Source organism: Pectobacterium colocasium, from assembly GCF_020181655.1.
GTDB lineage: Bacteria > Pseudomonadota > Gammaproteobacteria > Enterobacterales > Enterobacteriaceae > Pectobacterium > Pectobacterium colocasium.
This window is the reverse complement of sequence record NZ_CP084032.1, coordinates 263,444-287,268: the sequence shown is the minus strand read 5'-3', so window position 1 is coordinate 287,268 and position 23,825 is coordinate 263,444. Positions and strand designations below refer to the sequence as shown.

Genomic DNA, 23,825 nt, shown 5'->3' with positions numbered 1-23,825 from the left:
AATCACCTTATTGCACAGTAAACTGACGACGAATTTTTCGCATCAGCAGGAACAGCCACGGCCAGAGTACGCCATCAACGACACAATTCCAGAATGTTTCTGGTCGGAAAGAGACATTAATAACTAAAAATTCTGCCCAGAATACCGTGAGGTCCATCAGCAGCGACAATAGCATCACGATTAATGCCTGTTGCCATAACGCCATATTTCGGAACAGCTGGAATTTAAAGGCGACCAGATAAGCAATAATGCTCAACGCCAGCGCCCGTACTCCCAGTGTAGACCCAAGAATCAGGTCCATAATCAGACCTAATATAAATCCTGTACCCACATTCACCCGATGTGGCAATGCCATCACCCAGTAAATCAGAAACAACGTCAGCCAGGAGGGGCGAAACATGTAGATTTCATCCGGCCACGGCATAATCTGCAAAACCATGGCGATCAAAAAAGAAAGCCAGATAATCCAGTTGCCATGCCTGCGATAACGGTTCATTGGCGGCCTCTCTGCTGCGGCTCGACGGTAGGCCCAGCGGCATCAGGAGGAAGCGGCGGCCCCATCTCGTCAGGCGAGGGTAAAACCTGCGGCATCATCTGCATCAGGCGTTCATTGGCAACCCGATGAACTTCCGCCGGCGGCAGCGACGTATTGGAATTATTCTCCACGCCCCACAGTAACAGCAGATAGCGCAGGCGCTGTAATCCCGCCGTCGGACGTGCCTGAATAATCGTATAGGCACGCTGTGTATCCGCTTTAACCGATGACACGACCGCGACCGGATACCCTTCAGGAAAACGTCCACCCAGCCCGGATGTGACCAGTACGTCACCGACCCGAATATCGGTATTGTTAGGCAGGTGCTCCAGTTGCAGATCGTCGGTGCAGCCATTGCCGGCAGCAATCACGCGGATATCATTGCGCAGCACCTGAATGGGCAACGCGTGGGAAACATCACAAATCAACAAAACCCGGCTGGTAAACTGGCCAACCGCCACAACCTGACCCACCACGCCTTTATCGCTGATGACCGGTTGCCCTTCATACACACCGTTCGCCTGACCTTTATCAATCACGACCTGATCGCTGTAAGGGTCGGTTCCGGCAGACATCACCTGCGTCACCATCTTCTGCTCATCCTGACGCAGCGGCGAGCCGAGCAGTTCACGTAACCGCGCATTTTCCTGCTTGAGCTGGCCTAGCAGCAGCAGGTCACTGTTTTTCATCAACAGTTCCTGACGCAGGGCGGTATTTTCAAGACCTAATTGCCCACGGGTTGCCAGTGAGGCAGACATGTTGTCCAGAACCTGACGAGGCCCATTCGCCAAAAAATAAAATGGGCTAACGGCGGTATCCATGTACGTTCTGATTTTGACAAACGAACCGAGCCGACTGTCCGCAACGATCACGACAATCGCGGTAACGACAGCAAGAAAAAGTCGTAATTGCAGGGAAGGTCCCCTGCTAAAAAGCGGCTTCATAAAATTTGCGTATTCCTCGACAGCAACCTCAAATCGCTCCTGGCGATTTTTAACGTCACAAAGCTGCACCCCGTAGGGCGGATTTCATTCGCTCAGGCAAATAAAAAAGGGGTAACCACGAGAGATGAAAAACGCAGGCGTTCATCCATCCGGTCCCCCCTTTTCCAGACAGGATTACTCCTCGCTGAACAAATCGCCACCGTGCATGTCGATCATTTCCAGCGCCTTGCCGCCACCACGGGCAACACAGGTCAGTGGATCTTCAGCCACCACAACCGGAATACCCGTTTCTTCCATCAGCAAGCGATCCAGGTTACGCAGCAGCGCACCGCCGCCCGTTAACACCATACCGCGCTCGGAGATATCGGAGGCCAGTTCCGGTGGGCACTGTTCCAACGCCGCCATGACCGCGCTGACGATACCCGTCAACGGCTCTTGCAGCGCTTCCAGAATTTCGTTGGAGTTCAACGTGAAGCCACGCGGTACACCTTCAGCAAGGTTACGGCCGCGTACTTCAATCTCAAGCACTTCGTCACCCGGATAAGCGGAGCCGATTTCATGCTTGATACGTTCCGCCGTCGCTTCACCGATCAGTGAACCATAGTTACGACGAACGTAGTTGATGATCGCTTCATCAAAGCGGTCACCACCAATACGGACAGAAGAGGAGTACACCACGCCGTTCAGCGAGATCACCGCCACTTCCGTGGTACCACCACCGATATCCACCACCATGGAACCGGTCGCTTCGGATACCGGCATGCCAGCACCGATCGCAGCCGCCATCGGCTCTTCGATCAGGAACACTTCACGGGCACCTGCACCGAGTGCAGATTCGCGAATGGCACGACGTTCAACCTGGGTTGCTCCTACCGGAACACACACCAGCACGCGCGGGCTCGGACGCATAAAGCTGTCGCTATGCACTTGCTTGATGAAGTGCTGCAACATTTTTTCCGTGACCTGGAAATCGGCGATCACACCGTCTTTCATCGGGCGAATCGCCACGATATTCCCAGGCGTTCTGCCCAGCATCTGCTTAGCGTCATGGCCTACTGCCGCCACGCTTTTTTGGGAACCGGAACGATCCTGACGAATCGCAACGACAGAGGGTTCATTCAGTATGATGCCCTGCCCTTTAACGTAAATCAGGGTATTGGCGGTACCCAGGTCGATGGACAAGTCGTTGGAAAACATGCCACGAAATTTCTTAAACATAACTAAAGGATAATCCTGCAAGCTGGGGGCGAAAAATAAATCCGCCTACTTTACCAACCACACGAAGCAGCGACAAGGCACGAAAAGGCTCTGCTTCGGTGAAAAATGAGTCTGCGTTGCGCACGTCGGCGTCAGGAAGAAGGCACAACATGCTTTCTCCTCACGCGGCAAGGCCTCTTACCGCTGTCCACCCGACAGCATTGCGCTAACACAGGACATAAAATCTAACATTTAATCGGATTGCCGCTATCGTAAGCACACACTAACCGATTTAACAACCGCCTCATTCTACGTCAATTTGCACAGGAGGTTTATATTAAACACGATGCTGCGATGAATATTTTTTCAGCTCATCGGTGACAAGGACTGATGCGGCAAAAAAATCCCCTTGCCCACCATAGGCTCCCTTGCCTAACAGCATTCGCCACTCCTCTTTGGTTCGCACACCAGCGGCAAACACCCGTGTTTGCGTACCCTTACAGGCTTCGGTCAGGCTTTGTACAAACAACTGATTTTCCGGGCGGCGCTCAAGACTCCGAACCAAGCCGGGATGAAGCTTGATGATCTCCACGGGGAGTGACTTGATATACGTCGTGCTGACCAGCGTTAAACCCGCCTGCGTGACGGCCAGGCGACAGCCTAATCCCAGGATCACCTCAAGAACTGGTCGCAGGTGGCCGATATATTGACAAACATCTGCCTCTGCAAGTTCAAATAAAATGCGCTGCCGCTGCGTTTTCGGACATTGCAGTAAGATTTCTTTCAACCAACGTAGGAAAGGCTTCTGTAAAAGTGAGTCCACACTTACCGGCAAAGCCAATGTTTCTCCGGGCCAGCTCGCTGATAAATCAATAATACGCGCCACCAATTGCCGATCATAGCTGGCCACCAGCCCCAATTGTTGCACCAGCGGCATATACTCCGCAGCGAGCAGTTCCTGTTCGCCGTCGTAGATCCGACTCATCATTTCACGATGATGTACCACGCCCTCTTTCGTGACAGCGGGTTTCTGATACAGCCTCGGGCCGCCGCGCGCCAACGTCTGTTCCAGCAAAGTGCGCCACTTCACACTGCCGCGCCCTTTGTCTGGCACCTGTCTGTCAAACACGCACCAGCTGTTACCGCCCTGCAACACTGCATTACGCGTCGCATCTTCCACACTTTCCATCACCTGATCGGCACTTTGCCCGCCGCGATAGGCACAAATACCAATGTGGAGCACCTCTTCCCGATCGATCAGCGGGCAGGCGGGGAGAATATCAATGGCCTTCACCAGTTGCGTAGCAATCGCATTGGCTTCTTTTAAGGTGCTATGGGGGAGCAATACGGTGAAATCGCTGCTGAAGTAACGCGCCAGCAGCGCGGAGGGATAACGCATGACAAACGTCGATAGCAGGTTAACCAGCGTGAAACGGTATTCCTGAAGTGCGCTGGTATAGCCGTGCGTTTCCTGCAAGGTTTCAAAATCGGGTACGCGGATCATCATGACAACGCCGTGCGTCCCCACTTCTGCACCTTCTTCAAGCTGTGTGGTCAGCTGATTATCAAAAAACAGACGATTACTCAGCCCAGTTTCGGCGTCCTGCGCGGCGAAAGCGCGAATTAAGGTATCCACCCGCCCACGTTCCTCACGCGCTTCGACTAAATCAGACAACAGTTTATCGAGCGCGCCGCTGGTATTCACTGGCCATTCACGTACCGAGCCCTGCATAACCGATTCACGTTCGCCCTTGAGAATACGCTGTGCCCGCTCCTCCAACTCTTCCTGCCCGGCGGCCTGACGACGCAGCCAGCGGATGGAGAAATACAGCATCAGGAGCATCAGGCCCGCAGCGAGTAACACCGATAACATCGGCACCACAAAGCGCGGTAAACCAATCAGCGGATCAACATACCTGATGGCGATCGTCATGTTCAGATGATGCATCAGCGGAAATTCAACCTCGTGATAGAGGTGTGTGCGTTCCCAGCCAGCCTCAGGCAACTGTATTAAATAGAGTGTCGAATCGTTGTCCTGAATATCCAGCACAACAATGCCTGCCGTCTTCATCATTGCCGGCAGCCAATATTGGATATTCTCGGGCGATTGCACTAATAATGCCTGATCGATACTGGCCGTAACCTCACGCAGTTGCTGCTCTGTCCGCAACTGGCTGTAATAACAGAGGCTAAATATACTACTGAAAAGCATAAGAAAAATGGCGAGAACCGTCAGCAATACCACGAGTATCGAGAATCTGGTCGTAAATCCCATCCCTACGTCCTATTCCAAATAATTGTCATTTCTGCGAGTTTGTTGTTTTTTATCAGTTCGCATAGGCCAGCTATAACGCATAGTACCAGTACTAACGCAGGTAACTGTATTAACAAATAGTATCTGTAATAACTATAGTCGAATGACTCCCCCTATTTAATCCTGCTACAGGAGATAGCCCATGCAGGCTTTAGTTCTTGAACAGTCAGACGGACTGACCCACGCTCAGATTCGCGAGATTGACGCCGAGCAGCTTCCCACCGGGGATGTAACTGTCGATATTAACTGGTCTGGTATTAACTATAAGGATGCGCTTGCCATTACTGGCAAAGGCAAAATTATTCGTAACTTCCCGATGGTTCCTGGGATCGATTTCGCAGGAACCATACGCCACAGCGACAGCGATCGGTTTACCGTCGGCCAACAAGTCATTCTGACGGGTTGGGGCGTGGGTGAAAACCACTGGGGCGGATTGGCGCAACAGGCTCGCGTGAAGAGCGACTGGCTGGTGCCCCTGCCTGTTTCACTGGATGCACGTAAAGCCATGATCCTGGGTACGGCGGGCTTCACCGCGATGCTGTGCGTCATGGCACTGGAAGACGGCGGCATCACACCGGAAAGCGGCGACATTATTGTGACTGGTGCCAGCGGCGGCGTTGGTAGCACGGCTGTTGCGCTGCTTGCAGAGCTAGGCTATCAGGTCACCGCCGTCAGCGGCCGTGCCGACAACACCGATTACCTGAAAAAACTCGGGGCGAAGCAGGTACTGGATCGCAGCGAATTCAGCGGAAGCCCTCGCCCGCTGGAAAAACAACGCTGGGCTGGCGCGGTGGATACCGTCGGCGATAACGTACTGGCGACGCTGCTGGCGCAGATGGATTACAACGCGACGGTTGCCGCATGCGGCCTGGCTGGCGGTATTGCCCTGCCAACGACCGTGATGCCATTTATTTTACGTAATGTTCGCCTGCAAGGCGTGGATTCCGTCATGGCACCGCTGGCTCGCCGTCAGCAAGCGTGGGAGCGTCTGGCCGCCATCCTGCCCGAGTCGTTCTACCAGCAGGTCACGCGGGAAATTGGGTTAGAAGACGTCCCTGCCACCGCCGCGGCGCTGCTGGAGAACAAAGTCACCGGCCGCACGCTGGTGAAAATCAGCTAACGCCGTTCGTTGACGTATTAATTTGCGGAACGAAAACGGTGATAATGGAATAGAAGAGTAAAGCGTCCGCGACAGGGACAAAGGCGTCAGGAACGCCTTTGAACGTCGCTTGCGACGGCTCTGAAAGGGTGAATCTCAGGGATGAGATTCATATCTGCGCGGCTCGAGCGTACATGGATGTATTCACAGCGTCTTTACGATCTATCCATTATCATCGCCCAACGCATTATCAGTAATCTTGAGCGCTGTTACACCCTGCAAAAAAGTATTTCATCTCTCCTGTCGCGGTTTCTACCGTACTTCATCTATAACTAAGTGAACAGTAAGCAGTAAAAACGCCACTTTGTGTCAAAAAAATAATGACTGGCGGGAGTTCACATGCACAAACATCGCAAGTTCACGGAAGCCGACGTTACCCCGGAATCCCTCTTCTATCAGCGCCGGCGCGTACTCAAAGCGCTGGGTATTTCCGCTGCGGCGCTTGCACTGCCGTTTTCTGCACAGGCCGACCTGCTGGCCTGGTTTAAAGGTGCCGATAAACCCAAAGCGCCGCCGGGTAAACCGCTCACGTTTAGCCAACCTGCGGGCTGGAAGATCGATTTACCACTCACGCCGGAAGATAAGGTCACGGGGTATAACAACTTCTATGAATTCGGGCTCGATAAAGCCGACCCGGCAGCGAATGCTGGTGGGTTAAAAACCGAAGGCTGGACCATCAAGATAGACGGTGATGTCGCCAAACCCCTCACGCTGGATATCGACGACTTGCTCAAACGCTTTCCGCTGGAAGAGCGGATCTATCGTTTTCGCTGCGTTGAGGCGTGGTCGATGGTGATTCCGTGGGTTGGATTTGAGCTGGCCAAGCTGATCAAATTCGCCGAACCCACCAGCAACGCACGCTACGTAGCATTTCAAACGCTTTACGACCCGGAACAAATGCCGGGACAAAAAGATCGCTTTATGGGCGGCGGGCTGGATTATCCCTATGTAGAAGGGCTACGGTTGGATGAAGCCATGAACCCTTTGGCGCTGCTGGCCGTCGGCGTTTACGGCAAGACACTGCCGCCGCAGAACGGTGCCCCCATCCGGTTAGTCACGCCGTGGAAATACGGCTTCAAAAACATCAAATCCATCGTACATATCCGGTTCACTCGTGAGAAACCACCCTGCACCTGGAATCTGGCAGCCCCGGACGAATATGGCTTCTATGCCAACGTTAACCCCCATGTGGATCACCCGCGCTGGTCGCAAGCGACAGAACGCGTCATCGGTTCAGGCGGCCTACTTAACGTTGAGCGTCAACCCACGCTGTTGTTCAACGGCTATGCGGAACAGGTCGCTTCGCTGTATCGCGGCTTGAATCTGCGTGAAAACTTTTAGCGACTGATACCAAAACGTGAACAAATGACACAAAACGTCTAACCAATAACACCTTGTCAGGATAGGAATCCACATCAGCATGAGACTGACGCTACAACACATTACCCGGTTAAAAGTGCTACTCCATCTGGCTGGTTTTCTGCCACTGCTGTGGCTGATATTGTCGGTTGACCAAGGGTGGTTCAGCGCAGATCCGGCCAAGGATATCCAGCACTTTACCGGCAGGATGGCGCTGAAATTGCTGCTGGCGACGCTGTTGGTCACCCCACTGGCGCGCGATGGCAAGCAGCCGCTGCTCATTCGCTGTCGTCGGCTCCTCGGGCTGTGGTGCTTTTTCTGGGCGACGTTACATCTGGTGAGCTATACGCTGCTGGAGCTGGGTCTGAGTCATCTGGAGCTATTGGGTAAGGAACTGATATCCCGTCCCTATTTGACGCTGGGTGTCATAAGCTGGCTGATTTTGCTGGCACTGGCGGTAACGTCGCCACAGATAATGATGCGCAAGTTGGGATCGCAATGGCAAAAACTGCATAATTTCGTCTATTTAGTCGCCATCCTTGCGCCTATACACTATCTTTGGTCAGTTAAAACACTGTCTCCACAGCCTATTTTATATGCACTGGCGGCGCTGATATTGCTGCTGTTCCGTTATAAGAAATTTCGTCAATGGTGGCGCTAAACACCGCGTTGGCACGGGGAAAACCGGGCGTAAGTCACAGCAAGATTCACACCGTCTCACGGTCTGGCTCAGGAATATCTCCGCAGATAAGACCAGTATTTAGCTGCGAATTGCCACGATATGGTTATAATGCACGACTTTAATTTCTCGGGTCGGACAATTTGCATCACGAAAGGTGACAAACGAATAGCTTCGCGCTATTTTGTGCGACACGGTTTTGCCAATCTAGGTCAATCGCGGGAGATAGCAGCACAATGGCAGAAAAGTTTCACATTTTGCTCTTGAACGGTCCAAACCTGAATCTGCTAGGAACCCGAGAGCCCGACAAATACGGTAAGACGACGCTAGCAGACATTGTCAGCGAACTGGAAACACAGGCGCAGACATTGAACGTGGAGTTTTCCCATCTGCAATCCAACGCGGAACATATCCTGATCGATACCATCCATCAGGCCAGAGGAAACACAGACTTCATTCTGATTAACCCAGCGGCATTCACCCACACCAGCGTTGCGCTGCGTGATGCCCTGCTGGCGGTCTCGATTCCGTTTATCGAAATTCATCTGTCCAACGTGCATGCACGCGAGCCTTTTCGTCATCACTCCTATCTTTCTGATGTTGCGGTAGGCGTGATATGTGGCCTGGGGGCAGATGGTTATCAGTATGCTTTACAGACAGCGGTAAAACGCCTGTCAACTTCCAATTAAACAAAAGAGTACGGAACCACATCCATGGATATTCGTAAAATCAAAAAACTGATCGAACTGGTTGAAGAGTCCGGCATCGCCGAACTGGAAATTTCTGAAGGTGAAGAATCAGTACGTATCAGTCGTGCCCCAGCAGCGGTTAACTACCCGATGATGCAACAGGCTTACGCTACGCCAATGATGCAGCCACAGCCTGCTCTGGCCGCCGCCGTTGCACCAGCGCCAGTGGAAGCTGCAGCAGCACCGGCTGCCATCAGTGGACACATCGTTCGTTCTCCAATGGTTGGAACCTTCTATCGCACCCCAAGCCCGGACGCTAAAGCCTTCGTGGAAGTGGGTCAGCACGTCAACGTTGGCGATACCCTGTGCATCGTCGAAGCCATGAAAATGATGAACCAGATCGAAGCCGACAAAGCAGGCGTGGTGAAAGCCATCCTGGTCGAAAGCGGTCAGCCGGTTGAATTTGACGAGCCACTGGTTGTCATCGAATAACGAGGCTTATCATGCTAGATAAAATCGTTATCGCTAACCGCGGAGAGATCGCGCTGCGTATTTTGCGTGCCTGTAAAGAACTGGGCATCAAAACCGTCGCCGTTCACTCCAGTGCGGATCGCGATTTGAAACACGTATTGCTGGCGGACGAAACCGTGTGTATCGGCCCGGCGCCGTCAACAAAAAGCTATCTGAATATCCCTGCGATTATTTCCGCTGCGGAAATCACCGGTGCCGTCGCGATTCACCCTGGCTACGGCTTCCTGTCCGAAAATGCGGATTTCGCCGAGCAGGTTGAACGCTCTGGCTTTATCTTCATCGGCCCACGCGCAGAAACTATTCGCCTGATGGGCGACAAAGTGTCTGCCATCACCGCGATGAAAAAAGCAGGTGTTCCAACCGTACCTGGCTCTGATGGCCCGTTAGACGGTGACATGGACGCTAACCGCGCTCATGCAAAACGCATCGGCTATCCGGTCATCATCAAAGCCTCTGGCGGCGGCGGCGGTCGTGGTATGCGCGTCGTGCGCAGCGACAAAGAGCTGGAACAATCCATCAACATGACCCGTGCAGAAGCCAAAGCGGCTTTCAACAACGACATGGTCTACATGGAAAAATACCTGGAAAACCCACGCCACGTGGAAATTCAGGTATTGGCTGACGGTCAGGGCCATGCTGTTTATCTGGCTGAGCGTGACTGCTCCATGCAGCGTCGCCACCAGAAAGTGGTGGAAGAAGCGCCAGCACCGGGCATCACCGACGAACTGCGTCGCAACATCGGCGATCGCTGCGCCAAAGCCTGTATCGATATCAACTATCGTGGCGCGGGTACGTTCGAGTTCCTGTACGAAAACGGCGAGTTCTACTTCATTGAAATGAACACCCGTATTCAGGTGGAGCATCCGGTCACCGAGATGATTACCGGCGTGGATCTGATCAAAGAACAGCTGCGTATTGCTGCTGGTCTGCCGCTGTCCATCAAGCAGAAAGACGTCAAGGTTCGCGGCCATGCGGTAGAATGCCGTATCAACGCGGAAGATCCGAACACGTTCCTGCCAAGCCCAGGTAAAATCACGCGTTTCCACGCGCCGGGCGGCTTTGGTGTACGTTGGGAATCGCATATTTACGCCGGTTATACCGTACCGCCGTATTACGATTCCATGATCGGCAAGCTGATCACTTACGGTGAAACCCGCGAAATCGCGATTTCCCGTATGAAGAACGCGCTGGCTGAACTGATTATCGATGGTATTAAAACCAACATCGAGCTTCAGATGAAGATCATGAGCGACGAAAACTTCCAGAAAGGTGGCACGAACATCCACTATCTGGAGAAGAAACTCGGCTTGCAGTAAACACTTCGCAATCGAGCCAAAAGGCCAGCTTATGCTGGCCTTTGTTATTTATATCTGCGTATATCTCTTAAATAATCCTATTCAAGGTCAATCTTCCGACGATACCAGACATTGGCTATTTAAACGGGAAATAAGCGATATTTGAATTCACTAAAGAAAGCGGTAATTATTTCCGGGTAGCCAGAATAATACTGGACGCTTTAACCAGAGCAATTAATTCGCTGCCCACATCAATATTCATCTCTTCCAGACTCTCATTGGTAACGGTTGATGTCAGCGTCAACCCACTGGCAGTCACCAACTGCACTGTCGAGTTGACGGCGCCTTTTGTAACGGTGCTCACCTTACCGTGGAACTGATTGCGGGCAGAAAAATTCAAACCACATTCGGCGGATGCCAGAATGACCCAAGGGGCTTTCACCAACGCAATCGCAGGCTTGCCAACGGCAAGGTTCATCGATTGACAGCTGGCTCGTGTAATCACCGTCGTTAACTTATCCCCACTTTCCAAGGTCAATGCGACTTCATTGTTTACTGCACCTTCAACAATGGAAGACACCACACCCGAAAGCTGATTTCTTGCTGAAACTGACATAACGACTCCTTTGGCTCATCTTTAACTATTCTGCTCTGAAAGAGCAGACGATAAATAATAGTCCTACAGTAAACCTTCTCCTGAGAAAATTATGCGATGTGACGTCCATCATTCGCCAATTACCTCAAGATCAATAAGCCAAAATACTCATTTAGTATTATTTTGTGGTGAGATAGATTTTATTTCAGTCTTGACCTGTTGCTCACCAGACCGAAATATACCCGTCGTACTTCCTTTTTAACACCTATCGCAAAGCAGGCTTTTTTTGCCAGACAATGAGCGCCCCGCAATTGAATGCTGAACGCTTACTTCTGGATTTAGGGGAAACACGGTGATGAGGTTCCCGCAGGGATGCCTCACACCGTGGTAGCCCCGGTATCTCGATTCTTAAACGATTAGCATTACCTCCCGAGACTGGCTTTTACGCTGATGGCGTAATTCTTACTAGTCAATTGGCTCACATGCCGTAAAATTCCCGCTTTCGTCATCACGACGTCCATAACAATATGACGCCCATAACAATCCCCATACCCTAAAATGACGGGTTGATGCTCCCATTTACGGTGGAGAAGAACATGGATACACGCTTTCCTCAGGCGCACAAAGAGGCCCGCTGGGCTTTTGGCCTGACGCTGGTTTATTTAGTGGCCTGGGTGCTTGCCGCCTATTTGCCAGACAACACACAAGGGATCACCGGCCTTCCACACTGGTTTGAGATGGCCTGCCTGCTGCTGCCGCTCGTGTTTACGCTGCTATGCTGGCTGATGGTGCGCGTTATTTTCCGCGATATCTCACTGGAGAGTAACGATGCAAATTGAAATTTTATTGCCGCTGATTGGCTACCTGCTTCTGGTGTTCGGGCTGTCGGTTTATGCGTACCGTCGCCGTCAGGCGGGTAACTTTCTTAACGAGTATTTCCTCGGCGGCCGCTCAATGGGCGGATTTGTGCTGGCGATGACGCTCATCGGCACTTACGTCAGCGCCAGCTCGTTTATCGGTGGGCCGGGTGCGGCGTATAAATACGGGCTGGGCTGGGTGCTGCTGTCGATGATCCAGCTTCCCACCATGCTGCTGTCGCTCGGTATTCTGGGGAAAAAGTTCGCCATTTTGGCACGACGCTACAACGCCATCACGCTGAATGACATGCTGTACGCCCGCTACAACAGCCCGCTGCTGGTCTGGTTCGCCAGCATCAGCCTGCTGGTCGCGTTTATCGGCGCCATGGCTGTGCAGTTCATTGGTGGCGCGCGCCTGCTGGAAACCGCCGCGAACATCCCTTACGACATCGGCCTACTGATTTTCGGCGTCACCATCGCGCTGTACACCACGTTTGGCGGCTTCCGCGCCAGCGTGCTTAATGATGCGATGCAGGGCATCGTGATGCTGATCGGCACCGTCATCCTGCTGGTCGGCGTGATCTATGCCGCGGGGGGCTTGCATAGCGCGGTCGATAAACTGCAACAGATTGACCCGATGCTGGTGTCGCCGCAGGGCAGCAACGGTATTCTGTCGATGCCGTTTATGACCTCATTCTGGGTGCTGGTCTGCTTCGGCGTCATCGGCTTGCCGAACACCGCCGTGCGCTGCATCTCTTATCGTGACAGCAAAGCGCTGCACCGTGGAATTATCATCGGCACCATCGTCATCGGCATTCTGATGCTCGGCATGCACTTGGCCGGTGCGCTGGGCCGCGCTGTGATGCCAAATCTGACGATCCCCGATCAAGTGTTACCGGCGCTGATGGTCACCGTATTACCGCCGCTGGCCGCTGGGATCTTTCTCGCCGCGCCAATGGCCGCTATCATGTCCAACATTAATGCGCATTTGCTTCAGGCCTCCGCCACGATCATCAAAGATCTCTATCTCAGCGTGCGCCCGCAGCAGATCCATAACGAACGCCGCATCAAGATCCTCTCCAGCATGACCACGCTGCTATTGGGCCTGCTGGTGCTACTGGCCTCGTTGCGGCCGCCGGATATGATCATTTGGCTGAACCTGCTGGCATTTGGCGGGCTGGAAGCGGTGTTCCTATGGCCGCTGGTGCTGGGCCTGTACTGGGAACGCGCGAACGCCGCAGGTGCGCTTAGCGCCATGTTCACCGGGGCGATTTGCTATACCTTACTGGCCAGCTTCAATCTTCAACTGGCCGGATATCACCCGATTGTGCCATCGCTGTTACTCAGCCTGATGGCGTTTATTATTGGCAACCGCTTTGGTCATAATCCACCAGCGCCGGTTGCCGCTTCATCTTCACTTTAAATGTAATAGAGACTGCTATGCCGTGGATTCAACTGAAAATAAACACCTCAGGAAAGGTTGCTGAACAACTGGGTGACGTCATGATAGAAAGCGGTGCGGTATCCGTTACGTTTCAGGATACGCACGATACCCCGGTGTTCGAACCGCTACCGGGCGAGACCCGCCTGTGGGGCGATACCGACGCGATTGCGCTGTACGATGCTGAAACCGATATGAACACGGTTATCGCTATGCTGGAGCAAGAACCGCTGCTGGGCAGCGGTTTTAAACACAAAATCGAACAGTTGGAAGACAAAGACTGGGAGCGCGAGTGGATGGATAACTTCCACCCGATGCAGTTCGGCAAACGTTTATGGATTTGCCCAAGCTGGCGTGACATTCCTGACCCGACGGCCGTCAACGTGATGCTCGATCCCGGTCTGGCGTTCGGCACCGGCACCCACCCAACGACCGCGCTGTGCCTGCAATGGCTCGACGGACTGGATCTGGAAGGGAAAACCATCATCGATTTCGGCTGCGGTTCCGGTATTCTGGCGATTGCCGCCCTGAAACTGGGTGCTGCACGCGCTATCGGGATTGATATCGATCCGCAGGCGATTCAGGCCAGCCGCGACAACGCACAGCGCAACGGCGTTTCCGAGCGTCTTGAGCTTTATCTGCCGAAAGACCAGCCTGCCGACCTGTCTGCCGATGTCGTCGTCGCCAACATCCTTGCTGGCCCACTACGCGAGCTGGCACCGCTGATTAGCGATTTGCCTAAAGTGGGTGGTCACCTCGGCTTGTCCGGCGTACTAGCGACGCAGGCCGAAGGCGTCGCAGAAGCATACGAAGACAAATTCACGCTCGACCCAGTCGCTGAACGCGAAGAGTGGTGCCGCATTACCGGCCAACGCCGCGCATCGTAATAGTATTACCCCGCGAGTCCCGCCCACCGTATGTGCAACGGTGGGCGCCTTTCTTCTTGCTATATCTCACGATTGATCCCGAAAAGCTGGCGTATGATGCAGCTCGGCAAGTGACCAGACGCACCTGCGCCTGGCGCTCAACGATGCCGTATCATTATTTTCAAGGGATGAAAAATGAAAGGTAAACTCTCTATCGTATTGATGCTGTCCGCCAGCTTTTCCGCCTTGGCGGCCGATCCGGTTCACTGGGGCTACGAAGGCAATGGCGATCCCGCACACTGGGGAAAGCTATCTCCAGACTTCTCGCTGTGTGAAACCGGTAAAAACCAATCTCCCATCAATATCCGCCAGGCACTGAACGCTCAACACGACCCTTTACAGTTGGCTTTCCTGCCAGGGACGCAGCACATTATCAACAACGGGCATACCGTTCAGGTTAACGTCAGTACAGGGAATACGCTGTTGCTGGATAACGAGACATTCACCTTGCAACAGTTTCACTTTCACGCACCGAGCGAGAATGAAATTGACGGTAAGCAGTTCCCGCTGGAAGGCCATTTTGTCTATAAAGACGCGGCTGGCGCGCTTACCGTTATCGCGTTGATGTTTCAGCAAGGAGAGGCCAATCCACAATTAGCCATGGCATGGCAGCAGATTCCGGCTCAGGTTAATCAGGCGGTGGAGATGCGCACGCCAATCGCGATTCAAGCTCTGTTACCAACATCATTAAACTACTATCGGTTTAGCGGGTCACTCACCACGCCACCGTGCTCAGAAGGTATTCGCTGGCTCGTGCTGGATCACCCCGTCACCGCCTCCGCTGAACAGATAAACCAGTTCCGTTCGGTCATGCATCACGCCAATAATCGCCCCATACAGCCGCTTAATGGCCGCGTCATCATCCATTAAGCTACTCGCGAGGCTGGTCAGGCCGTCTGTCGACCAGCCTCTGATGAATCAGTATCCTTTTTTGCCGCATTAACCAACGCATTTCACTGATAACGCATTGATAGCCTGCTGTATCTCCACTAAAAATGGCTACGCTTACAGATAAAATTCTGTAAACAGATGAATATTTCCCAGAACAAAAAATCGCCATAAAAATATAACTAGCTGTTAAATATGGATAATATTTTTACACATCTTCACGATGTGCATTTTCATTGATCGATAGCCGTAAATTGGTCAAAGTTTGGCCTTTCATCTGACGTAAAAAATGCGTAATATACGCGCCCTTGCAGGCACAGTATGGTCAATTTTTGTCTATGCACATTGGACAATTTCAGCTTACCAATCGTTTGATAGCAGCCCCAATGGCTGGTATTAGCGATCGCCCATTTAGAGCACTCTGTCACGCGATGGGCGCTGGAATGACCGTGTCTGAAATGCTTTCTTCCAACCCGGAAGTGTGGCGTTCAGACAAATCGCGTTTGCGAATGGTTCATAGCGATGAACCGGGTATCAGAGCCGTGCAGATTGCCGGTTGTGACCCCGATGAGATGGCGGCGGCAGCGAGAATCAATGCTGATTCCGGCGCACAAATCATTGACATCAATATGGGCTGCCCGGCGAAGAAGGTGAACCGCAAGATGGCAGGATCTGCGTTATTGCAGTATCCGGATTTGGTCAAACAGATCCTCTCTGCGGTAGTGAAAGCGGTAGACGTGCCGGTGACACTGAAAATCCGTACCGGTTGGGCACCAGAGCACCGCAACTGTGTAGAAATTGCCAAACTGGCTGAAGACTGTGGCATTCAGGCGTTAACCATTCACGGACGCACCCGTGCGTGCCTGTTCAATGGTTCCGCCGAGTACGACAGCATTCGGGCAGTTAAGCAGGCCGTTACCATTCCAATTATTGCGAATGGCGACATTACAGACCCGCATAAAGCCAGAGCGGTTCTGGACTACACCGGGGCTGATGCCCTGATGATAGGACGAGCCGCTCAGGGAAGACCCTGGATCTTTCGGGAAATCCAGCATTATCTGGACACAGGGGAGTTGCTGGCACCAATGCCGTTGGCAGAGGTCAAGCGCTTGTTGATCGAGCACATACGGGAATTGCACGACTTTTATGGTCCAGGCAAGGGATTTCGTATCGCTCGTAAGCACGTATCCTGGTATCTCCAGGAGCATGCCCCAAACGACCAGTTTAGGCGCACATTCAACGCCATTGAGGATGCCAGCGAGCAGCTGGAGGCGTTGAAGGCATATTTTGAAAATCTTGCGTAAACAGAAAAAGAGCTGACAGAACTATGTTCGAACAACGCGTGAATTCTGACGTACTGACCGTTTCCACTGTAAACTCTCAGGCTCAGGTAACCCAAAAACCCCTGCGCGACTCGGTTAAACAGGCACTGAAGAACTATTTTGCTCAATTGAACGGTCAGGATGTAAGTGACCTTTATGAGCTGGTACTGGCTGAAGTTGAGCAGCCACTGTTGGACATGGTGATGCAATACACCCGCGGTAACCAAACCCGCGCCGCCCTGATGATGGGCATCAATCGCGGTACTCTGCGTAAGAAATTGAAAAAATACGGCATGAACTGATACTAATCAGTTAAGCATTTGAAAAAAGGCGCTTTACCTTTCGGGTTAAGCGCCTTTTTCTTTGCCCTTGATTAAGGCAAAAACAGCCTTAGCGTGGCGGCCTGAGCATTGTGTCCGCGACGTTGTTAATGACTCATCCCTTCTTGTGTATCCGTCTCCGGCGTATGAAGAATTCGGTATAGGTTATCTAATCGCTCTGCCAACACGAACGTTAAGATCTCTTTCGATTCTGGATGGTTCAATTCAACAATAGCGTAAGCCAGCGCACGACACTGATCGAGCGCTTCTTCGGGTTCTAACGGCGTGTTATCAAACATGGCGCCCCCCCTAAGCAGGCAGGCGGCCAGCGAAGACCATGACATGACCATCAGGGGAATGCTCCCGCGCCTGACGTTCGGTGGTAGCGATAATATGCACGACACATTGGGAAGAGATTCCCAAAGCAAGAAAGCGATACTGAAATTCGGGGCGAGTTTGGGTAGACTGGATATCAGCCATAGTGTTAGCTCCAATAACATTGTGGTTAGAGGCTCGGTTAGTGCTCCAACACTGCCGGGCTTCGTATTTTATAGGTGAATCGCACCTATGCAGCTAACATTACGCCCAAGTGAATCGCACCTCAAGGTATTTTTTAGAATTATTTTTACGTATACTGGATCGCACTTAGTGCATGGAGATCCAGCAATGGCAACGGGTTCAATTAACAACAAATCACAGCAGTTGAATGCAAGATTCCCGCACGACGTTGTTGCTGAAATGGAAAGCAGTCTTGAAGCTGGTGAGACAAAGGCGCAATTCATCATCACCGCAGTAAAAAGCGAGATCAAACGCCGCCAGCGAAAACAGACCAAAGATGAGTCCAGAGACTAGTATTGGCGGGTAGGGTAAGCCAGTTAGTCCAAAGTTAATGCGAATTGAGGCTAGCAATTGGTACTTCATAACTAAATATGCTTTACACATTGATGACTCACATACGACCACCCCATAATCCAAAGCCAGTAAGTGGTAATAATAAAATAGCTTTAAAAAACAAAAAGTAAAAAATTAAAAGCATTCTTACCGAACCACTCATCACAAAAATTTCGACATAATTTGGGTTAAAATCCCCCCCTGATAAATTAACAGTATTGTTAGAGGTTAGTGATAATAATACTATACGGATAGTTATCAATACGTGTCTTTTGGGGGTTAATAAATATGACCTCAACACTGATAATTATTTAATAAAAATAAAATACAACCACCATGGAAAATAACATTAAAATCTAGGAGTTTGATGTGATTCCACATAGCAATTACATAATAGAACCAATGAACCAGATCGGAACTGGTAGTTTTGGGGTAGTTGAAAAAGTAAGAGTTAAAAACACTCAAAACGTTATCTGTGGTGAATACGCTAGAAAAATATTAATCAATCAACATGAAGACCCTGACTTAATTTCAAGGTTTATAAGAGAAGTAAAACTTCAAGATTTATGCCTTCATAAGAATGTTGCTCAAATATTCATATGCAATCTAGATACGACCCCTCCATGGTTTATAATGGAGCTTGCCGAGTCAAATTTAGACAATGAAATTAAATCAGGAAAGCTAAGTAGAAAAGAAAAAATAAACATTGTGTTAATGATAGCAGAAGGAATAGATTGGATTCATTCCAAAGGTTATCTACACCGTGATATAAAACCCCAAAATATATTAAAGTTCTCTAACGGAATTTATAAAATATCTGACTTTGGAATTGCAAGACACATGGATCCGTCCGAAGCCAGCAAAATTCTAACACTAGCAGGCCATTTCCCAAGAACACCAAAATATTTCGATCACAATGTTGTTATTGATGGATACTCAAGACAGTCAGATATTTTCTCTCTAGGTATAATAATCGAAGAATTAAATATTGATGGATTCGATGATATAGTGGCAAGAAGTACTGATAGAAAACTAAAAAAAAGATATGTCAGCGCTGAGCAACTTATAATAGATATCAGAAGAATAGGCGAGGTTATATAACCATGTTAAATTTAACATCAGCTTCATTTTTTTCATTTTCAAAAGAAAATAATAAAACCAACCAAGATACCATTCTTCCCCCATTAAAAATAAATAATGGCTATCTTTTTGCTATTGCTGATGGGCTGGGCGGATATAAAGGTGGAGATAAAGCATCTCAAAGGGTTGTAGACTATCTAGCTAAAAACTTCGTAAATGAAATAGAAAGTGACTTTATAAGCTTATTTTCGAATCTCAAAGATGATCTAAAAAAAATAAGCGAAGTCGAAAAAGAATATGTTAATGCGGCAAGTACATTAACATTGTGCTATGTCACTCAAGAGTCAGTTATTATTGGTCATATTGGCGATTGCAGATTATATATAAAAAGACAATCAAAATTAAACCAGTTAACCAAAGATCATACTCAACATCAAGCTTATATAGATAATGGGGTTTTTACTTCTCGTCAACTTAAAAATGCAAAAGGAAAAAATATACTAACAACAGCCATTTCAAAAACGTTAGATCTAAAATACAACATTATTAATTTCACATTCAAAGAATTAGCAGATGAATATGGGGATTTATCTATTTTCATTATGTCTGATGGTGCACATTCATTTTGGGAAAAGAGACCACGCTTTTCTCTTAACACATTATCAGAGCCTTCACGCTTCAGTTCAAGTTTGAAGAAAAGAATTGAAAATGGCCCCCCCATTGATGACTATTCGCTTATCTCGGTAAAATTCAGATCCCAAGATATTTAACAACCAATTACAAAAATAACACAACCTGGCTAGACTAGTCAGGTTGTGTACTATAAATAGAATTTTTAGATAATTAACATACCTACTTAATAATCTATTGGATTTTATTTCTTCCGACGTATTATGTAATGATTCGTATCCGCCACCGGATACTAGTTACTCTAAAATCATTATTTATACAAATCATAAGATAAATAAATCACAACAGATAATTGCTTTTAAAAATGCTGGAAGTAATCACCAGATTCTTTATGCCTGCTAATCCTGAATCAAAACACCTCAATCAGCTCAAACTCTTCAAACACCAGCAGCATATCTGGGGCGAAGGTACCTTCTCGTTCGAAAAATGTCTGATGACCTTCACGCCAGAAAGCCAGGCTTTTGTCTCCTTCGCCCTCTTTCGCCGCCATCTCGGCCGTCACATCACAGTAGCGCACCAGCGTTAACGAGCGCGTGCGGATTACGCAGGAAGGCTGTCCGGCACCGTCCAGAACGATGTTGTAATCGCCGACCTGTGGCGTTTCCTCGTTTTTAAACGCGTGATACGAGCTACAGGTTGCCGTTTTATGCCCTTCGAGTACCAGTTGCAAAAGCTCATCCGCCAGCTCGGGGCTGTCACCAAATGACCAGCGCAACGCGTCTGGATATTGCTCTAATCCTTGCTTGCTCATCATCTTCCTCGGTTTATATGGCTATCATCGCTCTATTTTCTCACGCCATCATAGCCGTAAAGCGCCTATCAGGTAATATCCTAGGAAGTTGAGAAGCGGAACGGTGGAACAGGTTCTCTACGTTATAACTGGCGATGCGGAGCTTCATTGTTGTCTCCTGCTGGGTAGTGGCAAAAGCAATGATGTCCTTTTGAGGATAGAAGCACATTGTGACAGTTGGTCAGCATTCCCAGCAGCAATAGACTTTTTCTATCGTTCTTTCACTCAACATGGTTAAAACCTGACGGGCGCACTATATTCTCAACACATGCACTATATTCACTTCTGCTATAAACCATCACACAACGTGATTTATAATCAGATGTATTGTCTAGTAGATTAATTATTAACAAAAGTTATAAGCACATCACTGCACTCCACTCACAGGAATTCATAATGAAAAAAATACGTTTTGCTTTACTGACCAGCGCCCTGCTTGCTACCAGCGTATTCGCTCATGCCGATGACCTTAGCGCCATCAAGTCCGCAGGGGTTATCAAGATCGGCACAGAGGGCACCTACGCACCTTATACCTATCATGATAAATCAGGCCAGTTGGTTGGCTTCGATGTGGATATTGGCCGCGCGGTGGCAGAAAAGCTCGGCGTAAAAGCCCAGTTCATTGAAGGACGTTGGGACGGCTTAATCGCCGGTATTGATGCCAAGCGCTACGATGCGGTCATCAATCAGGTTGGTGTGACCAAAGAGCGCCAGGCCAAGTATGATTTCTCCAAGCCGTATATCGACTCCAAAGCGGTGCTGGTTGTCCGTGGCGATAACACCACCATTAAAGATTTCAGCGATTTGAAAGGCAAAAAATCAGCACAAAGCCTGACCAGCAATTACTCTAAACAAGCCACCAGCTACGGCGCGGACATTGTGCCGACGGACGGCTTTAATCAGTCGCTGGATCTGGTTCTCAGCGGCCGTGCGGACGCCACGTTGAACGACAATCTGTCATTCCTGGATTTCAAAAAGCAGAAGCCAGATGCCAACGTGAAGATTGCAGCGACCTCAAAAGACGGCGAACCTTCCGCGATTCTGGTGCGTAAGAATCAGGCACCACTAGTGGAAGCATTGAATAAAGCTCTGGATGAAATCAAAGCAGACGGCACCTATAAAACCATATCTGTGCGATACTTCGGGGAGGATGTTTCTCAATAATCGCACTGTTATCAGCGCATACCGTTATCGGAGCTCGTTTTCATGCCGCCTTGGCTACAACTCATGGCAGACTCCTTTTGGAGTCTGCTGTCTGCGGGACTTAAATTTACCGTCCCTCTGGCGATTCTGTCTTTCATCTTTGGCTTAGCCCTCGGCATTCTCATCGCGCTGGTTCGCCTTTATGGCCCGAAGCCGCTGAAATGGCTGGGTGATTTCTACGTTTGGGTTATTCGTGGCACGCCGTTACTGGTGCAGCTTTTCCTGATTTTTTATGGGCTGCCCAGCGCGGGGATTACTCTCGATGCCTTCCCCGCTGCGCTCATTGGCTTCACCATCAGTGTGGGTGCCTACAGCTCGGAAATCGTCCGTGGAGCCATTTTGTCTGTCCCGAAAGGCCAATGGAATGCCGCCTATTCTCTCGGCATGAACGGCAGGCAGGCGATTCGCTGGGTCATCTTCCCGCAATCCGTTTTCGTGTCGCTACCGCCGCTTTCCAATACGTTTATCTCCTTAATCAAGGATACGTCGCTGGCTGCCGTGATTACCGTACCGGAGATGTTTTTATCCGCTCAGCGCATCGTTTCCGTTACCTATGAGCCTCTGATTCTGTATATCGAAGCAGCGTTGATTTACTTGATGTTCAGCACCGTACTGAGCCAGCTACAGGTGAAACTCGAAAAGTATTATCAGCGCCATATCGCACACTAATGCCGACATCAGCCTATGCACTCCGCTGGGCTGATGCTCCCTCGCAGTCACTCCGCTTTTAAAGCAGCTAGAACGACGACTCCCCATACCAGAAAAATGCGTATATTGGCTGAGGTAGCCTCGCACACTCTATTTCGGCGCACCAAAAGAGGGCGCACCGCCCTCTTTGCATTTGTCACGGTGCGAACATACCCATTTAGAATTACCTATTTAGATCAATAAGCCTTTCATTTCGTCTTCATTATCAAGCAAATAGAAAATTGGCATTTTATTTGCTTCGCTCTGCTCACGTCGGCATCCCGACAGACAGGTATGGTGCACCTTATTGTGTACGTCAAAAACAATTGTGTACTTCAAAAACAGCAAATAACTCTAGACGCTAGGATGATTATGAAAAGAATAGTGATTTCTACTCTGGTTGCTGGCGCGTCACTCTTTGCCGCAATCAATCAAGCCCATGCTGGTGCAACACTGGACGCCATTCAGAAGAAAGGATTTGTGCAATGCGGTATCAGCGATGGCTTACCCGGTTTTTCCTATGCCGATGCAAGCGGTAAATACTCCGGTATTGATGTTGACGTGTGTCGCGGCCTTGCCGCAGCCGTATTCGGCGATGCCAATAAAGTTAAATATACGCCGCTGACGGCGAAGGAACGCTTTACCGCGCTGCAATCCGGTGAAGTTGACGTGCTGTCACGTAACACCACGTGGACATCTTCCCGCGACGGCGGCATGGGTATGCTCTTTACCGGTGTCACTTACTACGACGGTATTGGCTTCCTGACGCACAACAAAGCAGGCTTAACCAGTGCAAAAGAGCTGGATGGCGCAACCGTTTGTATTCAGGCCGGTACCGATACCGAGCTGAACGTCGCAGATTACTTCAAGACCCATAAAATGCAGTACACCCCTGTCACGTTCGACCGCTCTGATGAAAGCGCCAAAGCGCTGGAATCTGGTCGCTGCGATACGCTGGCATCCGACCAGTCACAGCTGTACGCGCTGCGCATCAAGCTGAGCAAACCTGCTGAGTTTATCGTTCTGCCAGAAGTCATTTCTAAAGAGCCGCTGGGCCCGGTGGTACGCCGTGGTGATGAAGAGTGGTTCTCTATCGTGCGCTGGACATTATTCGCCATGCTGAACGCCGAAGAGATGGGTGTGACCTCGAAAAACGTCGATCAGTTGGCAGCAAAACCGACTACGCCAGATATGTCTCACCTGCTGGGTCACGAAGGCAGCTATGGTAAAGATCTCAAATTACCAAACGATTGGGCATTTAAAATCATCAAACAAGTCGGTAACTACGGCGAAATCTTTGAACGTAATGTCGGTATGGGCAGTGAGCTGAAAATTAAGCGCGGCCTGAACGAACTGTGGAACAAAGGCGGGATCCAGTACGCGCCAGCGGTACGTTAATTATCAGAAAAAACCGGGCGCAGCGTATGGCTGCG

At 50.2% G+C, this 23,825-nt stretch carries 27 protein-coding genes; 18 read left to right on the top strand and 9 right to left on the bottom strand.

Going from position 1 to position 23,825, the window contains the following annotated elements; translation table 11 throughout:
- Positions 1–7 precede the first annotated feature (7 nt).
- The 5 genes from mreD to csrD form a co-directional block, all read right to left on the bottom strand.
- Complete coding sequence (mreD, locus tag LCF41_RS01305; RefSeq protein ID WP_225086559.1) at positions 8–496, bottom strand: rod shape-determining protein MreD; 489 nt, start codon at positions 494–496, stop codon at positions 8–10.
- Positions 493–1,479 (bottom strand): rod shape-determining protein MreC, encoded by a 987-nt coding sequence (gene mreC / locus LCF41_RS01300; protein ID WP_225086558.1) that lies wholly within the window; start codon positions 1,477–1,479, stop codon positions 493–495. The genes mreD and mreC overlap by 4 nt, the downstream gene beginning before the upstream one ends.
- Positions 1,480–1,653: 174 nt before the next feature.
- On the bottom strand, positions 1,654–2,697 hold the full coding sequence (mreB, locus tag LCF41_RS01295) for a rod shape-determining protein MreB (RefSeq protein ID WP_039303992.1): 1,044 nt from the start codon (positions 2,695–2,697) through the stop codon (positions 1,654–1,656).
- Positions 2,690–2,848: a hypothetical protein gene (locus LCF41_RS01290; RefSeq protein ID WP_156890158.1), complete on the bottom strand. Its 159-nt coding sequence runs from the start codon at positions 2,846–2,848 to the stop codon at positions 2,690–2,692. The genes mreB and LCF41_RS01290 overlap by 8 nt, the downstream gene beginning before the upstream one ends.
- Before the next feature lie 165 nt (positions 2,849–3,013).
- The gene (gene csrD, locus LCF41_RS01285) at positions 3,014–4,951 is read right to left on the bottom strand and encodes an RNase E specificity factor CsrD (RefSeq protein ID WP_225086557.1); all 1,938 of its coding nucleotides are present in this window, start codon (positions 4,949–4,951) and stop codon (positions 3,014–3,016) included.
- A 181-nt stretch (positions 4,952–5,132) separates the two neighbouring features.
- Here csrD and acuI point away from each other — a divergent pair, with 181 nt between their 5' ends.
- From acuI to accC, 6 genes are all read left to right on the top strand, one after another.
- Positions 5,133–6,110, top strand: coding sequence for an acrylyl-CoA reductase (NADPH) (gene acuI, locus LCF41_RS01280; RefSeq protein ID WP_225086556.1), 978 nt, complete (start codon positions 5,133–5,135; stop codon positions 6,108–6,110).
- Positions 6,111–6,488: 378 nt separating this feature from the next.
- Complete coding sequence (gene msrP, locus LCF41_RS01275; protein ID WP_225086555.1) at positions 6,489–7,490, top strand: protein-methionine-sulfoxide reductase catalytic subunit MsrP; 1,002 nt, start codon at positions 6,489–6,491, stop codon at positions 7,488–7,490.
- A 79-nt stretch (positions 7,491–7,569) separates the two neighbouring features.
- A complete protein-coding gene (gene msrQ / locus LCF41_RS01270) occupies positions 7,570–8,169 on the top strand; it encodes a protein-methionine-sulfoxide reductase heme-binding subunit MsrQ (protein ID WP_225086554.1) in 600 nt (199 codons plus the stop codon).
- Positions 8,170–8,423: 254 nt separating this feature from the next.
- Positions 8,424–8,876 carry a type II 3-dehydroquinate dehydratase gene (aroQ, locus tag LCF41_RS01265; RefSeq protein ID WP_225086553.1) on the top strand — a complete coding sequence of 151 codons (453 nt, stop codon included), beginning with the start codon at positions 8,424–8,426 and terminating at the stop codon, positions 8,874–8,876.
- 24 nt (positions 8,877–8,900) lie between these two features.
- Complete coding sequence (gene accB, locus LCF41_RS01260; protein WP_225086552.1) at positions 8,901–9,368, top strand: acetyl-CoA carboxylase biotin carboxyl carrier protein; 468 nt, start codon at positions 8,901–8,903, stop codon at positions 9,366–9,368.
- Positions 9,369–9,379: 11 nt separating this feature from the next.
- Complete coding sequence (gene accC, locus LCF41_RS01255; protein WP_225086551.1) at positions 9,380–10,723, top strand: acetyl-CoA carboxylase biotin carboxylase subunit; 1,344 nt, start codon at positions 9,380–9,382, stop codon at positions 10,721–10,723.
- Positions 10,724–10,889: 166 nt separating this feature from the next.
- Here the strand turns inward: accC and LCF41_RS01250 are convergent, their stop codons facing one another.
- Positions 10,890–11,318: a TOBE domain-containing protein gene (locus LCF41_RS01250; RefSeq protein ID WP_225086550.1), complete on the bottom strand. Its 429-nt coding sequence runs from the start codon at positions 11,316–11,318 to the stop codon at positions 10,890–10,892.
- A 575-nt stretch (positions 11,319–11,893) separates the two neighbouring features.
- Between LCF41_RS01250 and LCF41_RS01245 the strand changes: the two genes are divergently transcribed.
- The 6 genes from LCF41_RS01245 to fis all read left to right on the top strand — a co-directional run bounded on the left by LCF41_RS01245 (position 11,894) and on the right by fis (position 17,033).
- Positions 11,894–12,136 carry a YhdT family protein gene (locus tag LCF41_RS01245; RefSeq protein ID WP_225086549.1) on the top strand — a complete coding sequence of 81 codons (243 nt, stop codon included), beginning with the start codon at positions 11,894–11,896 and terminating at the stop codon, positions 12,134–12,136.
- On the top strand, positions 12,126–13,577 hold the full coding sequence (gene panF / locus LCF41_RS01240) for a sodium/pantothenate symporter (RefSeq protein WP_225086548.1): 1,452 nt from the start codon (positions 12,126–12,128) through the stop codon (positions 13,575–13,577). Before LCF41_RS01245 ends, panF begins: the two co-directional genes overlap by 11 nt.
- Before the next feature lie 17 nt (positions 13,578–13,594).
- Positions 13,595–14,482 (top strand): 50S ribosomal protein L11 methyltransferase, encoded by an 888-nt coding sequence (gene prmA / locus LCF41_RS01235; RefSeq protein WP_225086547.1) that lies wholly within the window; start codon positions 13,595–13,597, stop codon positions 14,480–14,482.
- Between the two features lie 174 nt (positions 14,483–14,656).
- The gene (locus LCF41_RS01230) at positions 14,657–15,391 is read left to right on the top strand and encodes a carbonic anhydrase (protein WP_225086546.1); all 735 of its coding nucleotides are present in this window, start codon (positions 14,657–14,659) and stop codon (positions 15,389–15,391) included.
- Positions 15,392–15,747: 356 nt separating this feature from the next.
- Positions 15,748–16,713, top strand: coding sequence for a tRNA dihydrouridine synthase DusB (gene dusB / locus LCF41_RS01225; protein WP_225086545.1), 966 nt, complete (start codon positions 15,748–15,750; stop codon positions 16,711–16,713).
- 23 nt (positions 16,714–16,736) lie between these two features.
- Entirely contained in the window at positions 16,737–17,033 is a 297-nt protein-coding gene (fis, locus tag LCF41_RS01220) for a DNA-binding transcriptional regulator Fis (RefSeq protein ID WP_005975342.1), read from the top strand.
- A gap of 125 nt (positions 17,034–17,158) precedes the next feature.
- On the opposite strand, the gene LCF41_RS01215 is transcribed toward fis, so the two are convergent.
- A complete protein-coding gene (locus tag LCF41_RS01215) occupies positions 17,159–17,350 on the bottom strand; it encodes a hypothetical protein (protein ID WP_180743615.1) in 192 nt (63 codons plus the stop codon).
- Between the two features lie 10 nt (positions 17,351–17,360).
- Positions 17,361–17,531, bottom strand: coding sequence for a host cell division inhibitor Icd-like protein (locus LCF41_RS01210; protein WP_225086544.1), 171 nt, complete (start codon positions 17,529–17,531; stop codon positions 17,361–17,363).
- 186 nt (positions 17,532–17,717) lie between these two features.
- On the opposite strand from LCF41_RS01210, the gene LCF41_RS01205 reads away from it, so the two are divergent.
- From LCF41_RS01205 to LCF41_RS01195, 3 genes are all read left to right on the top strand, one after another.
- Positions 17,718–17,903 carry a YlcI/YnfO family protein gene (locus LCF41_RS01205; RefSeq protein WP_225086543.1) on the top strand — a complete coding sequence of 62 codons (186 nt, stop codon included), beginning with the start codon at positions 17,718–17,720 and terminating at the stop codon, positions 17,901–17,903.
- Between the two features lie 408 nt (positions 17,904–18,311).
- Complete coding sequence (locus LCF41_RS01200; protein ID WP_225086542.1) at positions 18,312–19,043, top strand: protein kinase family protein; 732 nt, start codon at positions 18,312–18,314, stop codon at positions 19,041–19,043.
- Positions 19,044–19,045: 2 nt separating this feature from the next.
- A complete protein-coding gene (locus LCF41_RS01195; protein ID WP_225086541.1) occupies positions 19,046–19,792 on the top strand; it encodes a PP2C family protein-serine/threonine phosphatase in 747 nt (248 codons plus the stop codon).
- Between the two features lie 269 nt (positions 19,793–20,061).
- Here the strand turns inward: LCF41_RS01195 and LCF41_RS01190 are convergent, their stop codons facing one another.
- On the bottom strand, positions 20,062–20,463 hold the full coding sequence (locus LCF41_RS01190) for an ASCH domain-containing protein (protein WP_040038090.1): 402 nt from the start codon (positions 20,461–20,463) through the stop codon (positions 20,062–20,064).
- Positions 20,464–20,898: 435 nt separating this feature from the next.
- Here LCF41_RS01190 and LCF41_RS01185 point away from each other — a divergent pair, with 435 nt between their 5' ends.
- From LCF41_RS01185 to LCF41_RS01175, 3 genes are all read left to right on the top strand, one after another.
- A complete protein-coding gene (locus tag LCF41_RS01185; protein WP_225086540.1) occupies positions 20,899–21,666 on the top strand; it encodes an amino acid ABC transporter substrate-binding protein in 768 nt (255 codons plus the stop codon).
- A 42-nt stretch (positions 21,667–21,708) separates the two neighbouring features.
- Entirely contained in the window at positions 21,709–22,374 is a 666-nt protein-coding gene (locus LCF41_RS01180) for an amino acid ABC transporter permease (RefSeq protein ID WP_180743621.1), read from the top strand.
- Positions 22,375–22,764: 390 nt separating this feature from the next.
- Complete coding sequence (locus LCF41_RS01175) at positions 22,765–23,790, top strand: amino acid ABC transporter substrate-binding protein (protein ID WP_005975324.1); 1,026 nt, start codon at positions 22,765–22,767, stop codon at positions 23,788–23,790.
- Positions 23,791–23,825 lie beyond the last annotated feature (35 nt).

Excerpts from the sequence above, each read along its gene's own strand:
- mreD (WP_225086559.1), bottom strand. The coding sequence starts at position 496 with ATGAACCGTTATCGCAGGCATGGCAACTGGATTATCTGGCTTTCTTTT.
- mreC (WP_225086558.1), bottom strand. The coding sequence starts at position 1,479 with ATGAAGCCGCTTTTTAGCAGGGGACCTTCCCTGCAATTACGACTTTTT.
- mreB (WP_039303992.1), bottom strand. The coding sequence starts at position 2,697 with ATGTTTAAGAAATTTCGTGGCATGTTTTCCAACGACTTGTCCATCGAC.
- LCF41_RS01290 (WP_156890158.1), bottom strand. The coding sequence starts at position 2,848 with ATGTTGTGCCTTCTTCCTGACGCCGACGTGCGCAACGCAGACTCATTT.
- csrD (WP_225086557.1), bottom strand. The coding sequence starts at position 4,951 with ATGGGATTTACGACCAGATTCTCGATACTCGTGGTATTGCTGACGGTT.
- acuI (WP_225086556.1), top strand. The coding sequence starts at position 5,133 with ATGCAGGCTTTAGTTCTTGAACAGTCAGACGGACTGACCCACGCTCAG.
- msrP (WP_225086555.1), top strand. The coding sequence starts at position 6,489 with ATGCACAAACATCGCAAGTTCACGGAAGCCGACGTTACCCCGGAATCC.
- msrQ (WP_225086554.1), top strand. The coding sequence starts at position 7,570 with ATGAGACTGACGCTACAACACATTACCCGGTTAAAAGTGCTACTCCAT.
- aroQ (WP_225086553.1), top strand. The coding sequence starts at position 8,424 with ATGGCAGAAAAGTTTCACATTTTGCTCTTGAACGGTCCAAACCTGAAT.
- accB (WP_225086552.1), top strand. The coding sequence starts at position 8,901 with ATGGATATTCGTAAAATCAAAAAACTGATCGAACTGGTTGAAGAGTCC.
- accC (WP_225086551.1), top strand. The coding sequence starts at position 9,380 with ATGCTAGATAAAATCGTTATCGCTAACCGCGGAGAGATCGCGCTGCGT.
- LCF41_RS01250 (WP_225086550.1), bottom strand. The coding sequence starts at position 11,318 with ATGTCAGTTTCAGCAAGAAATCAGCTTTCGGGTGTGGTGTCTTCCATT.
- LCF41_RS01245 (WP_225086549.1), top strand. The coding sequence starts at position 11,894 with ATGGATACACGCTTTCCTCAGGCGCACAAAGAGGCCCGCTGGGCTTTT.
- panF (WP_225086548.1), top strand. The coding sequence starts at position 12,126 with ATGCAAATTGAAATTTTATTGCCGCTGATTGGCTACCTGCTTCTGGTG.
- prmA (WP_225086547.1), top strand. The coding sequence starts at position 13,595 with ATGCCGTGGATTCAACTGAAAATAAACACCTCAGGAAAGGTTGCTGAA.
- LCF41_RS01230 (WP_225086546.1), top strand. The coding sequence starts at position 14,657 with ATGAAAGGTAAACTCTCTATCGTATTGATGCTGTCCGCCAGCTTTTCC.
- dusB (WP_225086545.1), top strand. The coding sequence starts at position 15,748 with ATGCACATTGGACAATTTCAGCTTACCAATCGTTTGATAGCAGCCCCA.
- fis (WP_005975342.1), top strand. The coding sequence starts at position 16,737 with ATGTTCGAACAACGCGTGAATTCTGACGTACTGACCGTTTCCACTGTA.
- LCF41_RS01215 (WP_180743615.1), bottom strand. The coding sequence starts at position 17,350 with ATGTTTGATAACACGCCGTTAGAACCCGAAGAAGCGCTCGATCAGTGT.
- LCF41_RS01210 (WP_225086544.1), bottom strand. The coding sequence starts at position 17,531 with ATGGCTGATATCCAGTCTACCCAAACTCGCCCCGAATTTCAGTATCGC.
- LCF41_RS01205 (WP_225086543.1), top strand. The coding sequence starts at position 17,718 with ATGGCAACGGGTTCAATTAACAACAAATCACAGCAGTTGAATGCAAGA.
- LCF41_RS01195 (WP_225086541.1), top strand. The coding sequence starts at position 19,046 with ATGTTAAATTTAACATCAGCTTCATTTTTTTCATTTTCAAAAGAAAAT.
- LCF41_RS01190 (WP_040038090.1), bottom strand. The coding sequence starts at position 20,463 with ATGAGCAAGCAAGGATTAGAGCAATATCCAGACGCGTTGCGCTGGTCA.
- LCF41_RS01185 (WP_225086540.1), top strand. The coding sequence starts at position 20,899 with ATGAAAAAAATACGTTTTGCTTTACTGACCAGCGCCCTGCTTGCTACC.
- LCF41_RS01180 (WP_180743621.1), top strand. The coding sequence starts at position 21,709 with ATGCCGCCTTGGCTACAACTCATGGCAGACTCCTTTTGGAGTCTGCTG.
- LCF41_RS01175 (WP_005975324.1), top strand. The coding sequence starts at position 22,765 with ATGAAAAGAATAGTGATTTCTACTCTGGTTGCTGGCGCGTCACTCTTT.